The sequence below is a fragment of the Rhodopseudomonas palustris BisB18 genome (genome assembly GCF_000013745.1).
In the GTDB taxonomy this organism is placed as follows: Bacteria; Pseudomonadota; Alphaproteobacteria; order Rhizobiales; family Xanthobacteraceae; genus Rhodopseudomonas_A; species Rhodopseudomonas_A palustris_F.
This window is the reverse complement of record NC_007925.1, coordinates 1,213,501-1,231,726: the sequence shown is the minus strand read 5'-3', so window position 1 is coordinate 1,231,726 and position 18,226 is coordinate 1,213,501. Positions and strand designations below refer to the sequence as shown.

The following is an 18,226-nucleotide window of genomic DNA, read 5'->3' as shown; positions in this document are numbered from 1 at the left end:
CCATGAAGTTCGACGCGCCTGCAGGGACCAATCCGATCGACCAGCTCAAAGTGATCGGCCAGCCGCTCGATCGCGTCGACGGCCCGCTGAAGACCACCGGCACCGCACGCTATTCCTATGAGCGCCACGACGTGGTGCCGAACCCCGCCTATGGCTTTGTGCTGGGTGCTGCGATCGCCAAGGGACGCATCAAGGCGATCGACCTCGCCGCCGCCAAGGCGGCGCCGGGCGTGCTGGCGATCGTCACCGCCGAGAATGCCGGCGCGCTCGACAAGGGCAAGAACAACACCGCGAAGCTGCTCGGCGGCCCGCAGATCGAGCATTATCACCAGGCCATCGCGGTGGTGGTCGCCGAGACCTTCGAGCAGGCCCGCGATGCGGCGCAGCTGATCCGGGCCGACTATCAGGACGACGGCGGCAGCTTCGACCTGCGCGCCGGGATGGCCGATGCCAAGCCGTCCAAACTGCTCGGCGGGCCGGCCGACAGCGCGGTCGGCGATTTCGACACGGCGTTCGCGGCGGCCCCGGTGCGGCTCGATCAGATGTACGCCACGCCGGATGAATCCCACGCCATGATGGAGCCGCACGCCACGACCGCGCTTTGGGACGGCGACAAACTCACCTTGTGGACCTCGAACCAGATGATTGCCTGGGGCGTCGGCGAGGTAGCGAAGACCTTGAAGATGCCGCAGGAGAAGGTCCGGCTGGTCTCGCAATATATCGGCGGCGGGTTCGGCTCCAAACTGTTCGTGCGGGCCGATGCGATCTTGGCGGCGCTCGGCGCACGCGCCGCGGGACGGCCGGTGAAGCTGACCCTGCAGCGCGCGCTGCTGTTCAACAACACCACGCATCGCCCGGCGACGGTGCAGCGGATTCGCATCGGCGCCGACAAGGACGGCAAGATCACCGCGATCGGCCATGAGAGCTGGTCCGGCGATCTGCCGGGCGGCAAGCCGGACGGCGCGGTGAGCCAGACCCGCCAGCTCTATGCCGGCGCCAATCGCATGACGGCGACGCGACTCGCCGTGCTCGATCTTCCGGAAGGCAACGCGATGCGCGCGCCCGGCGAAGCCAGCGGCATGATGGCGCTGGAAATCGCGGTCGACGAGATCGCCGAGCAGCTGGCGATGGACCCGATCGCGTTTCGGATTCTCAACGACACCCAGGTGGTGCCGGACAATGCCAAAGCGACTTCAAGGGATTCGCAGACCGTCGGCATGGCGACCAAGACCGAGCTGCCGTTTTCGCAGCGCCAGCTGATCCAGTGTTTTGAGACCGGCCGCGACCGCTTCGGCTGGGCGAAACGTACTCCAAAGCCCGGCGAGCTGCGCGACGGCCGCTGGCTGGTCGGCATGGGTGTCGCCGCGGCGTTCCGCAACAATCAGCTGACCAAATCGGCCGCGCGGGTGCGGCTCGAGCAGAGCGGTGGTATCACCGTCGAGACCGACATGACCGATATCGGTACCGGCAGCTACACCATCATCGCGCAAACCGCCGCCGAGATGATGGGGGTGCCGATGGACAAGGTGGTGGTGAAACTCGGCGATTCCGCGTTCCCGGTGTCCGCGGGATCGGGCGGGCAATGGGGCGGCAACAATTCCACCGCGGGGGTCTATGCGGCCTGCATCAAGCTGCGCGAGACGATCGCGCAGAAGCTCGGCTTCAATTCCGCCGAGGCCGAGTTCAGCGGCGGCGAGGTGCGTTCGGGCCGGCGCGGCATTCCGCTCGCAGAGGCCGCGCGCGACGGCAGCCTCAGCGCCGAAGACGGCATCGAGTACGGCGATCTCGACAAGAAGTATCAGCAATCGACCTTCGGCGCACATTTCGTCGAGGTCGGGGTCGATGCCGCGACCGCCGAGATCCGGATCCGGCGCATGCTCGCGGTCTGCGCGGCGGGCCGGATTCTCAATCCGAAGACGGCGCGCAGCCAGGTGATCGGCGCGATGACGATGGGCGTCGGCGCGGCGCTGATGGAGGAACTCGTGGTCGACAAGCGCCGCGGCTTTTTCGTCAACCACGATCTTGCCGGCTACGAAGTGCCGGTGCACGCCGACATTCCGCATCAGGAGGTGATCTTCCTCGACGAGACCGACCCGATGTCGTCGCCGATGAAGGCCAAGGGCGTCGCCGAACTCGGCATTTGCGGGGTGGCGGCGGCCGTTGCTAATGCGGTCTACAACGCCACCGGGGTCCGGGTGCGGGACTATCCGGTCACGCTCGATAAGCTGATCGACAAGCTGCCGGCGGTTGGCTGAGCTCTCAGAAGAACCAACATTGCCTGCGTCGCGCGCCTGCAGTTGGCGCGACGACGAAGGGGGTTTCCACGGCCGATCGTCGGAGAACGTGGACCTCGGAAATGGCCCGACTAGCGGCATGGCGGTCGTTCGATCAGCTCGTGCTGACGTCCTGCGCGCCGGCCTGCTTCAGCGCCGCCGCGACGATGTCCGCTTGACTCACCCCACAGCTGATCGCCACGTCGATCGCGCCGTTCAATTCCGGAGCGCCGTGTTTCTCGATGCCGGGATGCCCGCTCTCGGCGTCGGCGCCGGCAATCTTTGATCCGGCGCTGTTGGCCTCGCCGCGAGCCGTGACGACGATCGCGGCGCGGTCGACGCCGTGTTCCTGCACCAGACGCTCCACCGCGAGTTCGGCGTCCCTGCGGGTGGCGAATCCACCCCTGATCGACTGCTGCATCGTGCCTCCATCGTCCCGGTTTCCGGTATAACAATCTCGGCTCGCCTCGCGTTCCTCGCCCGGTTGCCGCGAGCGCAGAAGGAACCGAGCGGACAGCACGACGTTTTCGCCCTGCAATTGAGGGAACCGCCGATGAAGCTGATGCAATACGGTGCGCTGCCGTTTCGTTTGACGCCGTCCGGCCCCGAAATCCTGCTGGTGACGACGCGGAACAAACGGCGTTGGTCGGTGCCGAAGGGCTGGCCGATCAAACACCATTCGCCGCACCAGACCGCCGAGATCGAAGCGCGCGAGGAAGCCGGGCTCGAAGGCTCGGCCCACCCCAGGCCGGTCGGGCGCTTCAAGCACCGCCGGGTCAAGCGCGGCGAGCCTGTCACTTGTGAGGTGCGGCTGTTTCCAATGCAGGTCATCAAGCAGCACGAGATGTGGCCCGAACGGCTGCAGCGCGAGCGGCGATGGCTTCCTGCCGGGAACGCCGCGGCGATGGTCCATAAACGCGGGTTGAAAAAGGCGATCCGGAGCCTGATGAAAGATGAACTGCTCAAAGCCGAGGCGGCAAGATCTGACGTGCCAAAATCTGACGTGCAAAGCGTCGAGACGTAAGCGGCTTACTCGTCGAACGCCGGCTTGCGGGCGGCGCCGCGCTTCCGGCGGCTGGTCTCGTTGAGGAACTTGCCGTGCGACCGCAGCGCATGCATCATGCCGATGCGGGCGAAGTCGGTCGGGCCACCGTCGCTGCCGACCATCAGCACCGCGGCCAGGGCGGCTTGCCAGCGCGGCGTATTGCATTCGTCGGTCGGCAATCGGATCAGAAAGGCGCGCGCGTCGTGAAGAGTGACCAATTCGCCGCCCCCTGGCAGCAGAATTGGCGGCGAAAACGGGGCTGACCACGACACAACGCAACTCCACAGCGCAGAACAACAGAGGTCAGAAACAGAGTCCAGAAACAGAGTTCAGAACCACAGCGGCTCCGCCCCTGCTGGGTGAGCACGACGCCGCCGTTCGGGGGATCGCTCCGACCTAAGCAGGCCCCGACCGGCAGAGAATTCGTCGGGACGGGAATCGTTCCTGCGAAGGCAAGGCCATCGGCTGCGGACGTCCACGGAACAGGTTTGTCGTGTAGGGTGCGTGCCAACCGGTTCGTCGATGGAACCAATGCCGCGCGAATGGCTTCGGTAGCACGGGCTCGTCACGGCATCGCACGGAGTGAGATATGCGCGATCGTTTCTCCCGCGTTGCGACCGTCATTCTGATCGCGCTGCTCGCCGCGCTGGTCGGGCAGCCCTATATCGACCGGCTGCTGTTCGCGGCAACATCGCCCAGGGCGGTCGCTGCACGAAGCTATCTGGCGGAATCCGAGCGGGCGACCATCAACCTGTTCGAGCGGGTCTCGCCCTCGGTGGTTCAGGTGGTCGGCTCAGCCGCCGGCAGCGGCCCAACCGACTTCGAAGGCGAGCAGCCTCGGGAGCAGAGCGGCACCGGCATGATCTGGGACGCCGCAGGTCACGTGGTGACCAACAACCACGTGGTGAACGGGACCGCTCACGTCGCCGTTCGTCTCGCCAGCGGCGATGTCGTTCCCGGCACGATCGTCGGCACCGCTCCGAATTACGATTTGGCGGTGGTTCGGCTGCAGAACCCTCGCCGTCTGCCTGCGCCGATTACGGTGGGCAGCTCGGCCGATTTGAAAGTCGGACAGGCCGCGTTCGTGATCGGCAACCCGTTCGGTCTCGACCAATCGTTGTCGACCGGCGTAATCAGCGCCTTGAAGCGGCGCTTGCCGACCGGTTCAGGGCGGGAAATCGGCAACGTCGTCCAGACCGACGCCGCCGTTAATCCTGGAAACTCCGGAGGTCCGCTACTGGATTCCGCGGGACGACTGATCGGCGTGACCACCGCGATTATCTCGCCCTCGGGCTCGAACGCCGGGATCGGCTTTGCGATTCCTGTGGATACGGTGAATCGGGTGGTCCCCGAACTGATCAAATACGGACGGGTGCCGACGCCCGGGATCGGCATCGTCGCCGCCAACGAAGCGGTCGCGACCCGGCTCGGAATCGAAGGCGTCATCATTGTCCGTGCGCTGCCGGGATCGCCCGCCGCCAAATCCGGACTGCGCGGCATCGATCAGGCGGCCGGCGAAATCGGCGACGTGATCGTCAGCGCCAACGGCCAACCGACGAGACGCCTGTCGGATCTCACCGACCAGTTAGAGGCGGTCGGAGTCGGACAGGAGATCGAGCTATCGATCAGGCGCAACAACCGGTCGAGCACGGTTCGCGTCAGGGTGCAGGACATCAGTCAGCCTTCTTGACCGCCGCGGTGCCGATCGAGGCGCGGATCGGCCATTCGGAGCTTGCGCGTTCTTCCCACGCACGCACTCTGTTACCGCGACTGAGTCGCATGAGTGACCAGACGCACGCAGACGAGGACAACGATAAAGATAAAGATAAAGGTGAATCGTCGGATGAGAGACAAGCGCTCCGCTGCAGCCGACACCAACCATCAGGGCGACGAGCGCGGCGCCGGCGAGGCGCCGGCTTCTTCTCGACGCGCCAGCCTGGCGTAGCCGGCCCGCAGTTGATCCGCCGAGATCGGACCACCGTCACCGCGCCGTGCGCCGGCGCGCGCCAACAGGGACGCCATGCTGCGCCATGTCAGACGCGAGGTGGCGCGAAGCTTCGTGATCTCGTCCAAATGATGGGCGAGCACGCGCTCGAACGGCACGCGCTCGCCATCAACGGTCAACTCAGCAGCGAACTTTTCAGCCCAAGATTTCAAATCAGTACTCATCACCTCAACCTATGACCGAACTCTTCACTCAACATGAATCAAAACGAAGAAAGTCGGCTTAGATAAAACATTGCTCGATTTTTGCACAAAACAAACACATTAATTTTTACGCGCCTGTGCGCCTGCAAATGCACGAAAAAATCACCGCAAACATCGCAACACGACGGCTTCGGACAAGCTTCGCTTGCTATCCACTGCCGATATTTTTTCTCATTCGCCGCAGACAGCCATGGTCGACGCATCAACTAATAAGGCCACCTCGCCGCCCGCCGCCGCGGCCATGGCGTCGCCGAGCCGAGCGGCCGGCAACGGCGCCACCGCCCCGCACCGCACGACCACGGCGAGCTTCGACGAAATGCTCGCAAAGGAGGTGCTGGCCAGCTTCAGGCGAACGCAGGCCATGGCGCGCCCCGAGCCGGCGAAGCCGAAGCGGCGCGGACTGCTGCCGCCGGCGACTCTCGTGGTGCGTCCTGCAAAGTCGTATCCATGGACGATGCCGTTCGCCTCGCTGGCCACTTACGTCGCCGTCTCGACATTGCTCTGCGCGGGCGGGCTCGCCTATGTGGTGCTGCAGCCGTCGCCGGTCGCCAAGCCGCAGGTCGCCGACCTGCGCACGATTCGCGAGTCCGTCGAACAACTGCGCCGCAACGTCGCCGAGCTTTCGGATGATGTGGCCGCCACCAAGACGGCGCTCGCCGCAGCGAACCAGGCGGTCAGTGAACGCATCGGCCGGCTCGCCTCTCGCATTCACCGCGCCGATCAAGCGCCGCCAACCCGCAAGGTCGAGCGGCTGCCGGACGACGCCACGCCGTCCGCTCACGCCGACCCGACCGATGCTTCCGGCGAGGTCACCGGGAGCATTCAGCGCCCGCGGCCGGCGAATCCGGTCGCCGAGGTCATCACCGGCTGGCGCGTTCGCCGCGCCTATGACGGCGTCGCGCTGCTCGAGGGACCATCGGGCGTGATCGAGGTCAATCTCGGCCAGGACGTCCCAAACCTTGGGCGCATTCAGGACATCAGAACCGTCAATGGCCGCCCAGAGGTGGCAACCACCCAAGGCGTGATCAATTCCGCGCGCTGAGCGCGGTCGCGCTCGGCGACGGCGAAGGCGTATCCGCCGGACCGCCTCATTCTGCAAAAGCAGCGCCACCGGGCCAGCGACCGTCCTCGCGCGAGCATAAGTCGGCATCGGCAGGACCACGCATCGCGGCACGCACGCGGCCGGCGGCATAGCCGACGCGTGAGGCAACCCCACGGCGGCCGAGCGCATCCTGCTCCGGCGACGCCGCGGCCGCGGCCCGCCGGTCGACGCCCGGCGCAGCCGCGGACCACGCCCCTTCGACGCGAAGACCAGATGCCCGGCGCGTCGCGCACCGGAGGCGACGCGCACGCACTGATTCGCCACCCGAAACGCCGCTTATTTCCACGAACATTACGTAGCAACGCGTAGCACCGTGTATCAACGCGTAGCACCGCGTCGCACTGCGTAGCAGTGCGTTGCATTATGTAGCACTACGTCGCAGCTGATTATGCGGTATTTGACGAAAATGGACGGCGTAGTGAGTCTTTTATGCAACTTTGTCAGTTGAATTGTTTGCACTGCATTTCTGCATATGTCGATCGCTTGACGCACCGGCATCATTTTGACGTAATGCGTAATACTACGAGTTCGGATTGCACTGCGATGCTTCGAAATACGATGGACAGGCCGACGAGCCGCCGCGCTCGCATCGACCACCAACATTCATCGCATTGCCCACAGCATCATCACGGCCGCCGTCCCCACAGACGTAAGACGGCCGCTCCGTGTCAATCCTTCGAGGGGCGCATTCGCGCTTTCCGAATCCCGTAACTGTTGTGTTGCGTCAGTTTGCGTCGGGCGAATGGAGCAACATGCCTGGTTTCGGCTCCGCAATGACTTCTAGACGAACACGCTGGGGGATTGTTACATGTTTGTTGTCATCGATGACCGCAAGGGTGTCATTCAGGGCTACGCGGACGGGTTTGATCGCGAGGGAATCGTCTCGATCGGTTTCTCTTCGACGGACTTTCGCGATTGGCTGGAAGGCGCGCTCGGCAATGACCTGGGGGCGATCGGGGCGTTCTTGCTCGGAGACTGCGCCGACCGCATCAGTCTGCCGCCGAGCATTCGCAACAGGTGTCGGGCGCCGATCATCGCCCTGAACGGCCTGAAACATCTCAAGAGCACGATCGAGTTGTTCGAAGCCGGCGTCGACGACGTCGTCAATGCGCCGGTGCACGTTCGCGAGATCCTGGCGCGCACCGCGGTGATCCGCCGCCGCACCATCGGGCCGGCCGAACAAACGCCGACCAGCGTGATCCGGGTCTTCCTCGACGGCCGCGATCCCGAAATCGGCGGCCGCACCTTGGCGCTGCCGCGCCGCGAGCTGCGGATTCTCGAACATCTGGTGAGCCACCAGGGAAAGTGGCTGACCAAGAACCAGATGTTCAACGCCATCTACGGACTGTTCGACGCGAGCTTCGACGAAAACGTCATCGAGAGCCACGTCAGCAAATTGCGCAAAAAGCTACGCGGCCATCTCGGTTACGACCCGATCGAGTCGAAACGCTACATGGGTTATCGGCTCGACGATCTGAAGTCGCGCGCTAACGGCGAATCTGATCCTTCGAGACATAGTTGAAATCCTGCACGAGCACGTCGCGAACGGCATCGGTTTGCAGCCGTTCGTTGACGTGCTCGCGCACCGTCTGGGTGAACTGCGACAGGTCGAAGCGAGACAGATTCTTGAAGTCCAGCTTCTGATCGCCGTAGATGCTGCGAAACGCCTCGTCGACGACGAAGGCCTCGGGCGGCACCGGCAATTGCCGCAACGCCCGCGCCTCGGCGGTGAACACCAGCTGCGTGACGATGTAGCCTTGGACGCTGCCTTCGGCAATCATCGGCACGTTGATCACCTTGGTCTTCTCGTAGACCAAACCGCCGAGCGCCTCCTCCGCGGGCGGCGGCGCGATGCGATCCTGCTTCCAGTAGGACATTGCCATGCTGGCGCCCACGGTCACCAGACAGGCCCACGCCCCGGCGATCAGCAGTCTGATCATTTGCATCGGCGTGACCCCGCCGCCGAATAGGTGCCGTCGGATTCCACCTCCTGGATCGATCTGGCGATGATGGCGGAGACTTGGCGAACCGCGTCGAGGTGAATCTGCAGCGCCGCCTGATTCCTGACCAGGCTGGCGCGAAGCCGCGCCAGATGCGGCACCACGCGCGGATCGACGGCGGCGCCCTGCGCCAGCCGCATCGCCCGCGTCAGTTCGAGCAGGCCGTGATTCTTGCGCCGGCTGGACTCTTCGAGATCCACCGACACCCTGATTTCCAGCCGTTCGGTTTCCTCGTCGATCGCCGCATTGAGCCGCTCGATGGCGTTCAGCGTGCTGCTGCTTGTGCCAAGCCACTGGCCCGGCGCCGGCGGCTCTTCGTCGAGGGCGGGGGACGGCGGTGCCGCCACCGTCGCATCGTCCGTCGCCTCAACGGGGGACCGCTCGTCGCCCCGGACCGGGACATTGTGCCGCTGTTCAGAATCCATTTGCCTTCTCCTTACTTGCCGACCGCGCTCAGCCCGCGGCGGCCGCATCCGCCGCCGCTCGCGACTTCGCCAACTGCTTGGCGATGCCGATGCCGTTGCCCTTGCTCATCTCGTTGCCGATCTGCTCCGCCAGCATCGATCGCCAGATCGTTCCGGCGGTGCCTTTGCCAAACACCTCGTTGGCGTCCTTCGGCAGCATCGACTCCACGAACATCTGCAGGATGAACGCCTCGAATTTCCGGTACACCGCGGCGTTGCCGCCCGACGGTTTGATGATCGTTGCGTGCCCGGCGAGGTCGAGCGCCGCGCCCGACCCGGAGCCCGCGTTCTGTGCCGCCATGCCTTGCTGGTCCAACGCGCCGGCCTCGATCTTCCGATCCACCGTCGCGGCGAAGTCCTGCTCCGCGGTCGAGGCCAGCCGCTCGAGCCTGCTGGCGGCGACCCGCCGTGACGCCGGATCCGCCGCCGCCATCACATCGACGATCAAGTCCTGCACCGGCGCGACCGTCATGATCGCCTCCGCGCGGCGGTCGACGCCGCGGTTGCTGGGCTATTGTTTGTCGATCGAGCGTTTGACTGACTTGTCAATTTCGTCCTCCAACGTCCGCTTCTCTTGTTCACGAATGGCGCGGCCGGCAAGCACGTGAACCTTGCGCAGCACCTGCTTCAGCTTGCGCGCCTCGTCGCGGGCATGCGCCGCCAGCCGCTGCTTGGTCTTGCTGACGACGCCGTGTTCGACACTCGCCGCCCTCAGGCTTCGACTGGCGATCTGCGCCACCAGCTCCGGCAGCTTGGTCTCGTCGTTGAACCCCTCGATGATCCGCCGCCGCCGTTCGTCCAGTTCGCTCTCCTTGGCCTGACATTCCATCAGCTGCCATTCGGCGATGCGGTGCAGCCGCGCCTGGACGGCGGCGATGCGGCGGATTTTGCGGTCTTTCGCCGTCATCTGCGCTCACCCCGCGAGCCACGCCGCGAAGGCGATGGAGAACTGCAGCACCATTTCGCGGCCGGTGAGATACAGCAGCAGCAACCCGCCGAACAACACGAAGGGCAGCGATATGAAGTACACCGGAATGCTCGGCGTCAGCTTGTTGGCGAGCCCGATCGCCAGATTGACGATCACCGAATAGATCACGAACGGGCTTGCCACCCGCAGCGCCAACGTGAAGGCCTGCGACAGGTGATCGACCAGCTGGGCAACGCCGTCCCCGATGCCGACGCCGGTCGCCGGCAACCAGATCCGGTACGACCCGAGCAGGCCGCGCAGCAGCTGCCAATGCTGCTCGGTCATGAAGAACAGCACCGTCGCCGACACGGTGATCAACGGCACCAACGCCGGCACGTGTTCGCCGTCGTCCACCGTGCCGGCCAGATTGAGCCCGATCGCCGATGCGACGAAGGTGGCCAAGGTCTCCAGCGCGGCGAAGAACACCCGCGCGGTCAAGCCGATCATCAGTCCGACCACCAGTTCCGACCAGATCAGGCCGAGGATCGCCGGCGCGGCCGCGCCCTCCAGCGCCGGCCGGACCGTGGCTTCGAGCAAAGGCGACAACATCAGCGTGACGCTGAGCGCCAAGAACAGCCTGACCTGCACCGGAATGTTCGACCTGGAATAGCCCGGCGCCACCATCATGCAGGTGCCGACCCGGCAGAAGATCAGGAACACCACCAACACCGAGATCGACGCCGGTGCGATCAAGAGATTGCTCCAAGCGACATCACCTCGACGCCGCGCGCGATCTCGACATGCGACAGGATCGGCAAGGTCGGGAACATCCGCTCGGTGATCATGCGGACATAGGGGCGCACCTCGGGAGGCGCCACCAGCACGACGTTCTCGCCCTGCCCGGTGACTTTGCGAACCGCGACGGAGACGTCGGCCGCGAACTGCTCGACCAGGCGGGGATCGGCGTCGAATTCGACGATCTCGCCCTTGCCGTCGCGCTTCAGGCTTTGATGGAAGGCAAGATCCCAGCGATTGCCGAGCCGCAACACCTTCAACACCCCGTTGTCCGAATAGTCGCCGCAAATCTGCTGCGCGATGCGCATCCGGACGTGTTCGGCGATCTGCTCGGAGCGCCGGACATGCGGCGCAATCTCCGCGACCGCCTCCAGAATGAGATGCAGGTTGCGGATCGAAATCCGTTCCGACAGCAGCAGCTTGAGCACCGCCTGCAGACCGGAATAGGAGATCTGCGACGGGCAGATGTCGTCGATCAGGCGCTTGTATTCGGGATCCAGCCGGTCCAGCAGCGCGCGGGTGTCCTTGTAGGACAACAGCTGCGCCAGATTGCTGCGAATCACTTCGCTGACATGGGTCAGCAGCACCGAGATGTTGTCGGCGACCTTGAAACCGTCCTGCTTGACCTGGTCGAGGAAGGTGTCCGGGACCCACATCGCCTTCATGCCGAACGCCGGCTCGATGGTCTCGTCGCCCGGGACGTCCGGCTTGCGATCGCCGTCGAACAACACCAGCACCTCGCCGATGCGCAAGTCGTGCTGCGCCACCACCGTGCCGTAGATCTTGATGCGGTAGGTCTTCGGTGCGATCGACAGATCGTCGGTCAGCTTGATTTCCGGAATGACGAAGCCGTATTGCGTGGCGAAGCGGCGACGTATCTTACTGACCCGATGCGCCAGCTCGCCGTGCGCGTTGAGCATCTGCACCGCCAGCTGGCTGCCGACGCAAAGCTCGATGTCGGCGCCCCGCAGACATTCCTTGATGGAATCCTTGGACTCGGCCTGGGCGCGCGCCTGATCCTGCGTCGCGCGGGCCTGCTCGTCCTGCTGTTCGGCCGCCCGCCGCCGCGGCAGCGCGTAGCTCATGAAAGCCATCACCCCGCCGAGAAAGGCGAACGGCATCAGCGGCAGGCCGGGCAGCATCCCCAGCGCGAACATCATCAGCGCGGCCACGGATTGCGCGCGCGGATAGCTGCCGAGCTGGCGCAGCACCATCTGCTCGGCCGACCCCCGGGTTCCGCCCTTCGACACCAAGAGGCCGGCGGACAACGAGACGATCAGCGCCGGGATCTGCGACACCAGCCCCTCGCCCACCGAGAGCTTGGTGAAGATGTCGGCGGCCTGCGCCAGCGGCAGGCCATGATGGGTGACGCCGATGACGATGCCGCCGAAGATATTGATCGAGGTGATGATCAGGCAGGCGATGGCGTCGCCGCGCACGAACTTCGAGGCGCCGTCCATCGCGCCGAAGAAGGCGCTTTCCTCCTCGAGCTCGCGGCGCCGACGTTGCGCCTCTTTGTCGTCGATCAAGCCAGCCGACAGATCGGCGTCGATCGCCATCTGCTTGCCCGGAATCGCATCGAGCGTGAAGCGCGCGCCGACTTCGGCGATACGGGTCGCGCCCTTGGTGATCACCACGAAATTGACGGTGACCAGGATGGCGAAGATGATCAGGCCGATGACGAAATCACCGCCCATCACGAATTTGGAGAACCCGGCGACGATGTAGCCGGCCGCGGTTTCGCCCTCGCCGCCATGCGACAGGATCAGCCGCGTGGTGGCCACGTTCAGCGCCAGACGCAGAATCGTGGCGATCAGCAGCACGGTGGGAAATGCGGAAAAGTCCAAAGGCCGCTGGATCCACAGCGCGACCATCAGGATCAACGCCGACAGCGCGATCGAGAACGCCAGGCCGATGTCGATCAGCAACGTCGGCACCGGCAGCACCAGCATCGTCAGGATGGCGACGATGCCGACCGCGAAAGCCACGTCGGTGCCGATCCGACGTTCGACCGGCACGCCCGGCACCATTACATCGGTCATGGGGAATCCTGTGATTCAGACATGCCGCCAGCTTGCAGCACCGAGCTTGCGTGGAGGTGGCGCTGGGCGCTCAGAATCCGTGCTCGATCCGCGAGTAGAGCAACTCGGTGAACGCATAGATGTGCGCGCCCATGAACGATCCGGAAACCGCGACCACGATCAGCATGACCACGATCTTGGGAATGAACGTCAGCGTCATCTCCTGCACCTGGGTCAGCGCCTGCAGCAGCGCGATGGCGACGCCGACCGCCATCGCGGCCCCGACCGCCGGGCCCGAAACTACGATGATCGTCCAGATCGCCTGTTGGACGATGTCCAGCGCGTCACGTTCGTTCATGGCTCAGCTGATGGTGATGCCCGGGCCGAGTTGCACCTGCACCCCGTTGTCCAGCGTCGCCACCGCCCCGCCCTGAATGATGTGCACCGCGGTGATCTTGCCGGTCGAGCTTTGGCCGTCCTCGGCGGTGAAAGAAGCGGTGCGGCCGATCAAGCCTTCGGCTTGCGACAGCGCGCTGGTGGACAACAGCGCGTCCAGTTTGAGATTGGTCTGAATCGCCTGCTCGACCGAGGACAGTTGCGCGAACTGGCTCATATATTGCGACATGTCGGTCGGACTGGTCGGGTCCTGGTTGCGCATCTGCGCGATCAGCAACTGCAGGAAATCGTTATAGCCGATCGAAGCCGACGTCGATGACGTGCTGCTGCTGTTCGCCGTCGATTGCGCGGCGTTTACACTGTCGACAACCATATCATCCTCCTCGCGTGTCAGGCCGTTTCATCGAGCATCATCAATCCGTTCAGGATGGATTGCTCGATCTCGAACAGCGCCCGCAGTTTTCTCAGGGCCTCGTAGTAGCGTTTCGCCTCGACCAGATCCTCGACAGCCTCCAGGCCGCGCAAGATCTCTTGGTTCTCGGTGATCGCGACCAGAGCGCAATGTTGCTCACGGTAGACCGCCTTGGCCTCGTCGATGTCGTGCGGGCTCATCAGCAGCAGCTGCACCACGAAATACAGCTGTCGCAGCGGCGTCCTGGCATCCGCCACCTGCATCACCTGGCCTTCCAGCAGGAAGGCGACGTCGTTGATCAGCTCGAGCGTCACCTTGCGGTCCACCCTCAACACCGCTCCATTGACATAAATCCGCTCGCCGCCGCGCAACGAGACACACATCGGCTTCTTCATGCCAGCGAGTCTCGGATCACGACGTTGACGGCGATCAGTTCGGCGATGTCGGTGGCCTTCTCCTGGCGGATACGGTCGGCTTCCTTGATGACCCAGAACCCGATCGAGATCAGGTCGGCGCGCAGTTTTTCGGGCAATCCGTTTCGCGGGCTGGAAAGATCCAGCACGAAGAACGTCCATAGCCGGCGGATGTACAGCAGCGCCTCGACGTCGTCGGGCGACCGAAGGTCGCCGCTCTGCAACCGCGTCAGCAGGTCGATGCCATGGCTCAGCGCCAGTCTTTCGCGGGCACGCGCTTCCTGCCCGCTGTCTTCGATCACGGTGTCGTAGCTGGATAATGTCATTTCGATGGACGACCTGCTGCTTTGACGGGATCAGAGATAATTGAGGATGCTGAGCTGCTGGATCCGCGCGGTGAGCGCCAGCGACATCTCCAACTGGCTCTTCAGGTTGGTGACCCGGACCGACGCCTCGGTGGGATCGACCTGTTCCATGGCGTTGATCTGCTGGGTGATCAGATCGCCCTGCACCTTGAGCCGCTCGGTGGCCCCGGTGGTCTGCTCCTGGGCGGTTCCGATCTTGGCGCCGACTCCGGCCAAATCGTTGATCGCCTCGCCGATGTCTTCGATCGCGGCATCGATCACGGTTTGGAAGGCGGACTGATTGAGGCCCGACGTGCCGAGATCGCTGAGCATGGTGTAGGCCTTCGCCAGCTTGCGGAACGCCGGCTCGTTGGCGCTGGCCGACGAATCGATGGTCTGTGTCGTGGAAATGCGGCTGCGCATCACCTGATCGGTCGCCGTCGACCAGTTGGTGCCCCACGCCGGGTCGTCGAACTGGGCCTGGAACGTGGTGTCGAGGAAGCTCTGCATGTCGGCGGCGGTGATCCCGGAGACCAGCGGGGAATTCTGCGCGAAGCCGAAAGTCGCCGAGAACGCCGCATCGACCGCGGTCTTGCTGGCGGAGCCCGCCGCGTAATCCAAAATCGGCCGCGTCGCGGTGTTGATGCCGCCGAACAGATATTGGCCGTCCATCGTGACGTTCAGCGTCGAGATCAGGCCCTGCAGGTTGGCGCTGGCCGACTGCGCGATGATGGTGCCGCCACCGGCCGAATTGCGCGCCGCCAACAGATCCTTTTGAAACGACTTGGCGGTGTCGATCAGTTCGTCCACCCGCTGCTGCGCGGTGTCGAGGCGCCCGCCGACCAGCCCGTTGGTATCCACCAGCTTGTCGACATTGAGCAACTCGGCGCGCAGCACCACATCGCGGCCCGCCAGCGCGCCGAGGCTAAGGCCGACGTCGGCGTTGCGGCCGGTGGTGGCCTCCTTGGTCGCCCGCGACAACGCGGCCTGACTCTTCATCGCGGAGATCCGCAATGTCGTGGAGATCGAATTTGTGGAAATGAAAGTCGTCGCCATATCCGTTACCCCACAGCCGCCAGGAGATCTTTCAACATTTGGTCCACCGCCGAAATCAGCTTCGACGAGGCCGAATAGGTTCGCTCGACCTGCAGCATGAAGGTCATTTCGTCGTCCATATTGACGCCGTTGACGTTGCTGAGGGCGTCGGCGCTGCGCTCCAACAGGGTCTGGCTGTAGGTCGATTCGTCGCTGGCGCCCTTGCGCTGCGATTCCAGCCAGCTCACCGACGATCCGGCAAAGTCGATCAGGCCGGTGTTGGGCTTGGCCAATGCCGCCGGATCGAACGCGCGGCTTTGGGTGAGACCGTCGGCCATTTGCTGCAGACGAGCGAAATAGCCGGCATGGCCGGTGGTGTTGTAGGTGTAGGCGGGGTTGCCCGAGATGCCGCCGTCTCTGAGCCGCGTCGGATCGCCGCCGACGCTCTGATCCACCGATGCGCTCACCGTGATCGTTCCCGCGAGTCCGACCGCGATCACCCCGGAGCCCGGGATCGCAGGCGCGCCCGGATAGGTGAACAACCCCGGCACGTCGGGCAGTGACGCCCCGCTCTGATCGCGTTCCGCGAAAGCCTCGACCAGGCCGCGCGCGATCTCGTCGAGCTGGTTCTGATAGGACACCGTGGTGTCGTCGCGCAGCGCGGCGAGGCCGGCAAGCTTGCCGGATTGCACCGGCATCACCGCGGAGGCGCCGATCACCGGCACGCCGTCGATATAGACCGCGTTGCCGGTGGTCGTCGGCGAGAAACCATAGGTCTGATCGAAGCTCACCGAGCGCGCGGTCTTCTCGAACATGGTGACGCCGGAATCGGTGTAGATCACCATGTCGTTGTTGGCGCGGGTCGACACGGTGATGCCGACCTCCTGCGAGAGCTTCGACAAGATGCTGTCGCGCAGGTCGAGATAGTCGGTGGTATCGGCCCCCGTGATGGTGCCTTTCACGATCGAGGTGTTGACCGTTTCGAACTGCGCCAGCAGCTGGTTGATGGTCGCGACCGAGGTCTCTAGCTCGGCGTCGGCATCGAGCCGCACCCCCTGGACGGTCTTGGTGGCGTCGTTGAGCGAGGCGGCGACACCCTTGGCAGCCGTCACGGCGGCTTGCGCCAGCGTGACATTGTCGGGCGCGGTCGCGCTTTGCTGCAGCGCGGTGCGCAGCTTGGCGAGTTGCGCAGCGGGCGATTGGTCGAGCTCCGGATCGTCGATCGTCGCCGCCGCGATCTTCTGCAGCCCGTTGTAGAGCGTATCCTGCATTGCCGAGGTCGACGCCGCCTTCAGTACGTTGTTGAACAGTCCCGCGCTGGCGGCGCGTTGGATGCCTTCGACGAACACGCCGCTTCCCGGCATCGTCGCCAGCAGCACGTTCTTGCGCGAATAGCCGTCCTGCTTGGCGCCGGCGATGTTGCGGGAGACCGCGGCGGCCTGGGCGCCCGCCGCCATCAGCGACGACCGGGCCGAGTTGAGCGCGACGGTGAGTGTCATGGTGATGCCTGCTTTGTTGACCGGGTTCCGCTCAACGTTTCAGATTGACGAGGACGTCGAGCAGATCCGCGCCGGTCTGGAACACTTTGGAATTCGCCGTATAGCCACGCTGCGACTCGATCATCGCCGTCAGTTCGTTGGCGAGGTCGACGTTGGAGGCTTCGAGCGCTTCCGCCTTGACGATGCCAAGCCCGCTGTGCCCGGCGAAATCGACCTGCACGTTTCCGGAGTTGATCCCGATCGAATAGACGTTGCCGACTTCCGGCACGAGGTTGTCCGGGCTCGGCACCGTCGCCAGCGGAATCTTGTAGGTCGCAATCCGGGTGCCATCGTTGTAGATCGCGTACATGGTGCCGTCGGTGGCGACTTCCACCTTGTCGATCGAACTCGGCGAATTGCCGTCGACCGTCGCCTTGAACTGGAAGTCCGCGGCAACCTGGGTCATCGACGACAGATCGAGTGTGAACGGCGAGCCGTTCGGGATGGTCAGCGACAGCGAGGTCGGGCTGCCCCCCGCCAGCCGGCCCTTGCCGGTGGCGCTGACGTCGAAGCTGAAGTTGCCCGTCGCCAGCGGCGCGCCCGTATAGGGAAAGCCGCCGCCGGTCGAGTCGGCGCTGTCGTAGACCTCCATGGTCCAGGCGTTGGCCGCGGTCTTGTAGGCATAGATGTCGAGCGTCACCTTGTTGCCGATATTGTCGTAGGTGACGAGCGAGGTCTTCGACGTGTAGTTGGGCGCACCCGCGGTAATGCCGGCGTTGGCGTTGAGGTTGGCGGTCGCCGCGGCCTTGGTCGACGGATTGCCTTCCAGCGCGGTCTGCCCGATGTTGACGACCTCCAATCCGGTCAGGCCATTGGCGACGACGTTGGGCGGGCCGTTCTTGAGGTTGTAGCCCATCAGATAGTAGCCCGCCGCATTATACAGATTTCCCTGACCATCCGGCACGAAGGAGCCGGCGCGGGTCAGGAACGGCGTGCCGCCGGCGTTGCTCACCGCGAAGAAGCCGTTGCCCTGGATCGCCAGATCGGTCGCCGAGGTGGTGTATTGCAGCGTCCCGGGGTCGGAGATCGCATAGCGCACCTGGGTTTCGACGCTGCCGGAATTGTAGCTGCCGGAACCGCTCTTCAAAATCAGCGACGAGAATTCGGTGGAGGCGCGCTTGTAGCCGGTGGTGTTGACGTTGGCGATATTGTCGGCCACCGCCGACAGCTTGTTCGACTGCGCGGTCATTCCGGAGCCGCCGGTGCGCATCACGCCATACAGACTCATCGAAGCTCTCCATTCTGCCTGTTTGTCATTAGAGTCCACATCGCT

At 64.4% G+C, this 18,226-nt stretch carries 21 protein-coding genes; 5 read left to right on the top strand and 16 right to left on the bottom strand.

Features of this window, described 5'->3' with window-relative positions; translation table 11 throughout:
* Nucleotides 1–2 precede the first annotated feature (2 nt).
* Nucleotides 3–2,255, top strand: coding sequence for an aldehyde oxidoreductase molybdenum-binding subunit PaoC (gene paoC / locus RPC_RS05690; RefSeq protein ID WP_011471600.1), 2,253 nt, complete (start codon nt 3–5; stop codon nt 2,253–2,255).
* A 133-nt stretch (nt 2,256–2,388) separates the two neighbouring features.
* Here paoC and RPC_RS05685 read toward each other — a convergent pair whose 3' ends face one another.
* Complete coding sequence (locus RPC_RS05685) at nt 2,389–2,694, bottom strand: hypothetical protein (RefSeq protein ID WP_011471599.1); 306 nt, start codon at nt 2,692–2,694, stop codon at nt 2,389–2,391.
* Between the two features lie 132 nt (nt 2,695–2,826).
* On the opposite strand from RPC_RS05685, the gene RPC_RS05680 reads away from it, so the two are divergent.
* Nucleotides 2,827–3,297 (top strand): NUDIX hydrolase, encoded by a 471-nt coding sequence (locus tag RPC_RS05680; RefSeq protein ID WP_011471598.1) that lies wholly within the window; start codon nt 2,827–2,829, stop codon nt 3,295–3,297.
* A gap of 5 nt (nt 3,298–3,302) precedes the next feature.
* Here the strand turns inward: RPC_RS05680 and RPC_RS05675 are convergent, their stop codons facing one another.
* Nucleotides 3,303–3,536 (bottom strand): hypothetical protein, encoded by a 234-nt coding sequence (locus RPC_RS05675; protein ID WP_208855633.1) that lies wholly within the window; start codon nt 3,534–3,536, stop codon nt 3,303–3,305.
* A 371-nt stretch (nt 3,537–3,907) separates the two neighbouring features.
* On the opposite strand from RPC_RS05675, the gene RPC_RS05670 reads away from it, so the two are divergent.
* A complete protein-coding gene (locus RPC_RS05670) occupies nt 3,908–5,008 on the top strand; it encodes a S1C family serine protease (protein WP_011471596.1) in 1,101 nt (366 codons plus the stop codon).
* Nucleotides 5,009–5,199: 191 nt separating this feature from the next.
* Here RPC_RS05670 and RPC_RS05665 read toward each other — a convergent pair whose 3' ends face one another.
* Entirely contained in the window at nt 5,200–5,442 is a 243-nt protein-coding gene (locus tag RPC_RS05665; protein ID WP_415914804.1) for a hypothetical protein, read from the bottom strand.
* Nucleotides 5,443–5,716: 274 nt separating this feature from the next.
* Between RPC_RS05665 and RPC_RS05660 the strand changes: the two genes are divergently transcribed.
* Both RPC_RS05660 and RPC_RS05655 read left to right on the top strand, forming a co-directional pair.
* Entirely contained in the window at nt 5,717–6,568 is an 852-nt protein-coding gene (locus RPC_RS05660; protein ID WP_011471594.1) for a hypothetical protein, read from the top strand.
* Nucleotides 6,569–7,436: 868 nt separating this feature from the next.
* A complete protein-coding gene (locus RPC_RS05655; protein ID WP_011471593.1) occupies nt 7,437–8,150 on the top strand; it encodes a response regulator transcription factor in 714 nt (237 codons plus the stop codon).
* Here RPC_RS05655 and RPC_RS05650 read toward each other — a convergent pair.
* The 13 genes from RPC_RS05650 to RPC_RS05590 all read right to left on the bottom strand — a co-directional run bounded on the left by RPC_RS05650 (nt 8,116) and on the right by RPC_RS05590 (nt 18,181).
* Complete coding sequence (locus tag RPC_RS05650; RefSeq protein WP_011471592.1) at nt 8,116–8,574, bottom strand: hypothetical protein; 459 nt, start codon at nt 8,572–8,574, stop codon at nt 8,116–8,118. The genes RPC_RS05655 and RPC_RS05650 overlap by 35 nt on opposite strands.
* Nucleotides 8,565–9,053, bottom strand: a complete 489-nt coding sequence (locus RPC_RS05645; RefSeq protein ID WP_011471591.1) for a hypothetical protein — start codon at nt 9,051–9,053, stop codon at nt 8,565–8,567. Before RPC_RS05645 ends, RPC_RS05650 begins: the two co-directional genes overlap by 10 nt.
* Nucleotides 9,054–9,081: 28 nt before the next feature.
* Nucleotides 9,082–9,564 carry a rod-binding protein gene (locus RPC_RS05640; protein WP_011471590.1) on the bottom strand — a complete coding sequence of 161 codons (483 nt, stop codon included), beginning with the start codon at nt 9,562–9,564 and terminating at the stop codon, nt 9,082–9,084.
* Nucleotides 9,565–9,603: 39 nt separating this feature from the next.
* On the bottom strand, nt 9,604–9,999 hold the full coding sequence (locus RPC_RS05635) for a hypothetical protein (RefSeq protein WP_011471589.1): 396 nt from the start codon (nt 9,997–9,999) through the stop codon (nt 9,604–9,606).
* Between the two features lie 6 nt (nt 10,000–10,005).
* Complete coding sequence (gene fliR / locus RPC_RS05630) at nt 10,006–10,752, bottom strand: flagellar biosynthesis protein FliR (RefSeq protein ID WP_011471588.1); 747 nt, start codon at nt 10,750–10,752, stop codon at nt 10,006–10,008.
* Nucleotides 10,749–12,836 (bottom strand): flagellar biosynthesis protein FlhA, encoded by a 2,088-nt coding sequence (flhA, locus tag RPC_RS05625; RefSeq protein WP_011471587.1) that lies wholly within the window; start codon nt 12,834–12,836, stop codon nt 10,749–10,751. Before flhA ends, fliR begins: the two co-directional genes overlap by 4 nt.
* A gap of 70 nt (nt 12,837–12,906) precedes the next feature.
* On the bottom strand, nt 12,907–13,173 hold the full coding sequence (gene fliQ, locus RPC_RS05620; RefSeq protein ID WP_011471586.1) for a flagellar biosynthesis protein FliQ: 267 nt from the start codon (nt 13,171–13,173) through the stop codon (nt 12,907–12,909).
* Between the two features lie 3 nt (nt 13,174–13,176).
* Nucleotides 13,177–13,584: a flagellar hook assembly protein FlgD gene (gene flgD / locus RPC_RS05615; protein WP_011471585.1), complete on the bottom strand. Its 408-nt coding sequence runs from the start codon at nt 13,582–13,584 to the stop codon at nt 13,177–13,179.
* 17 nt (nt 13,585–13,601) lie between these two features.
* Nucleotides 13,602–14,006: a flagellar biosynthesis repressor FlbT gene (gene flbT, locus RPC_RS05610; protein ID WP_041802495.1), complete on the bottom strand. Its 405-nt coding sequence runs from the start codon at nt 14,004–14,006 to the stop codon at nt 13,602–13,604.
* A gap of 8 nt (nt 14,007–14,014) precedes the next feature.
* Nucleotides 14,015–14,362, bottom strand: a complete 348-nt coding sequence (gene flaF, locus RPC_RS05605; protein ID WP_011471583.1) for a flagellar biosynthesis regulator FlaF — start codon at nt 14,360–14,362, stop codon at nt 14,015–14,017.
* Between the two features lie 30 nt (nt 14,363–14,392).
* Nucleotides 14,393–15,436 carry a flagellar hook-associated family protein gene (locus tag RPC_RS05600; RefSeq protein ID WP_011471582.1) on the bottom strand — a complete coding sequence of 348 codons (1,044 nt, stop codon included), beginning with the start codon at nt 15,434–15,436 and terminating at the stop codon, nt 14,393–14,395.
* Between the two features lie 5 nt (nt 15,437–15,441).
* A complete protein-coding gene (flgK, locus tag RPC_RS05595; protein ID WP_011471581.1) occupies nt 15,442–16,914 on the bottom strand; it encodes a flagellar hook-associated protein FlgK in 1,473 nt (490 codons plus the stop codon).
* 31 nt (nt 16,915–16,945) lie between these two features.
* Nucleotides 16,946–18,181 carry a flagellar hook protein FlgE gene (locus RPC_RS05590; RefSeq protein WP_011471580.1) on the bottom strand — a complete coding sequence of 412 codons (1,236 nt, stop codon included), beginning with the start codon at nt 18,179–18,181 and terminating at the stop codon, nt 16,946–16,948.
* Nucleotides 18,182–18,226 lie beyond the last annotated feature (45 nt).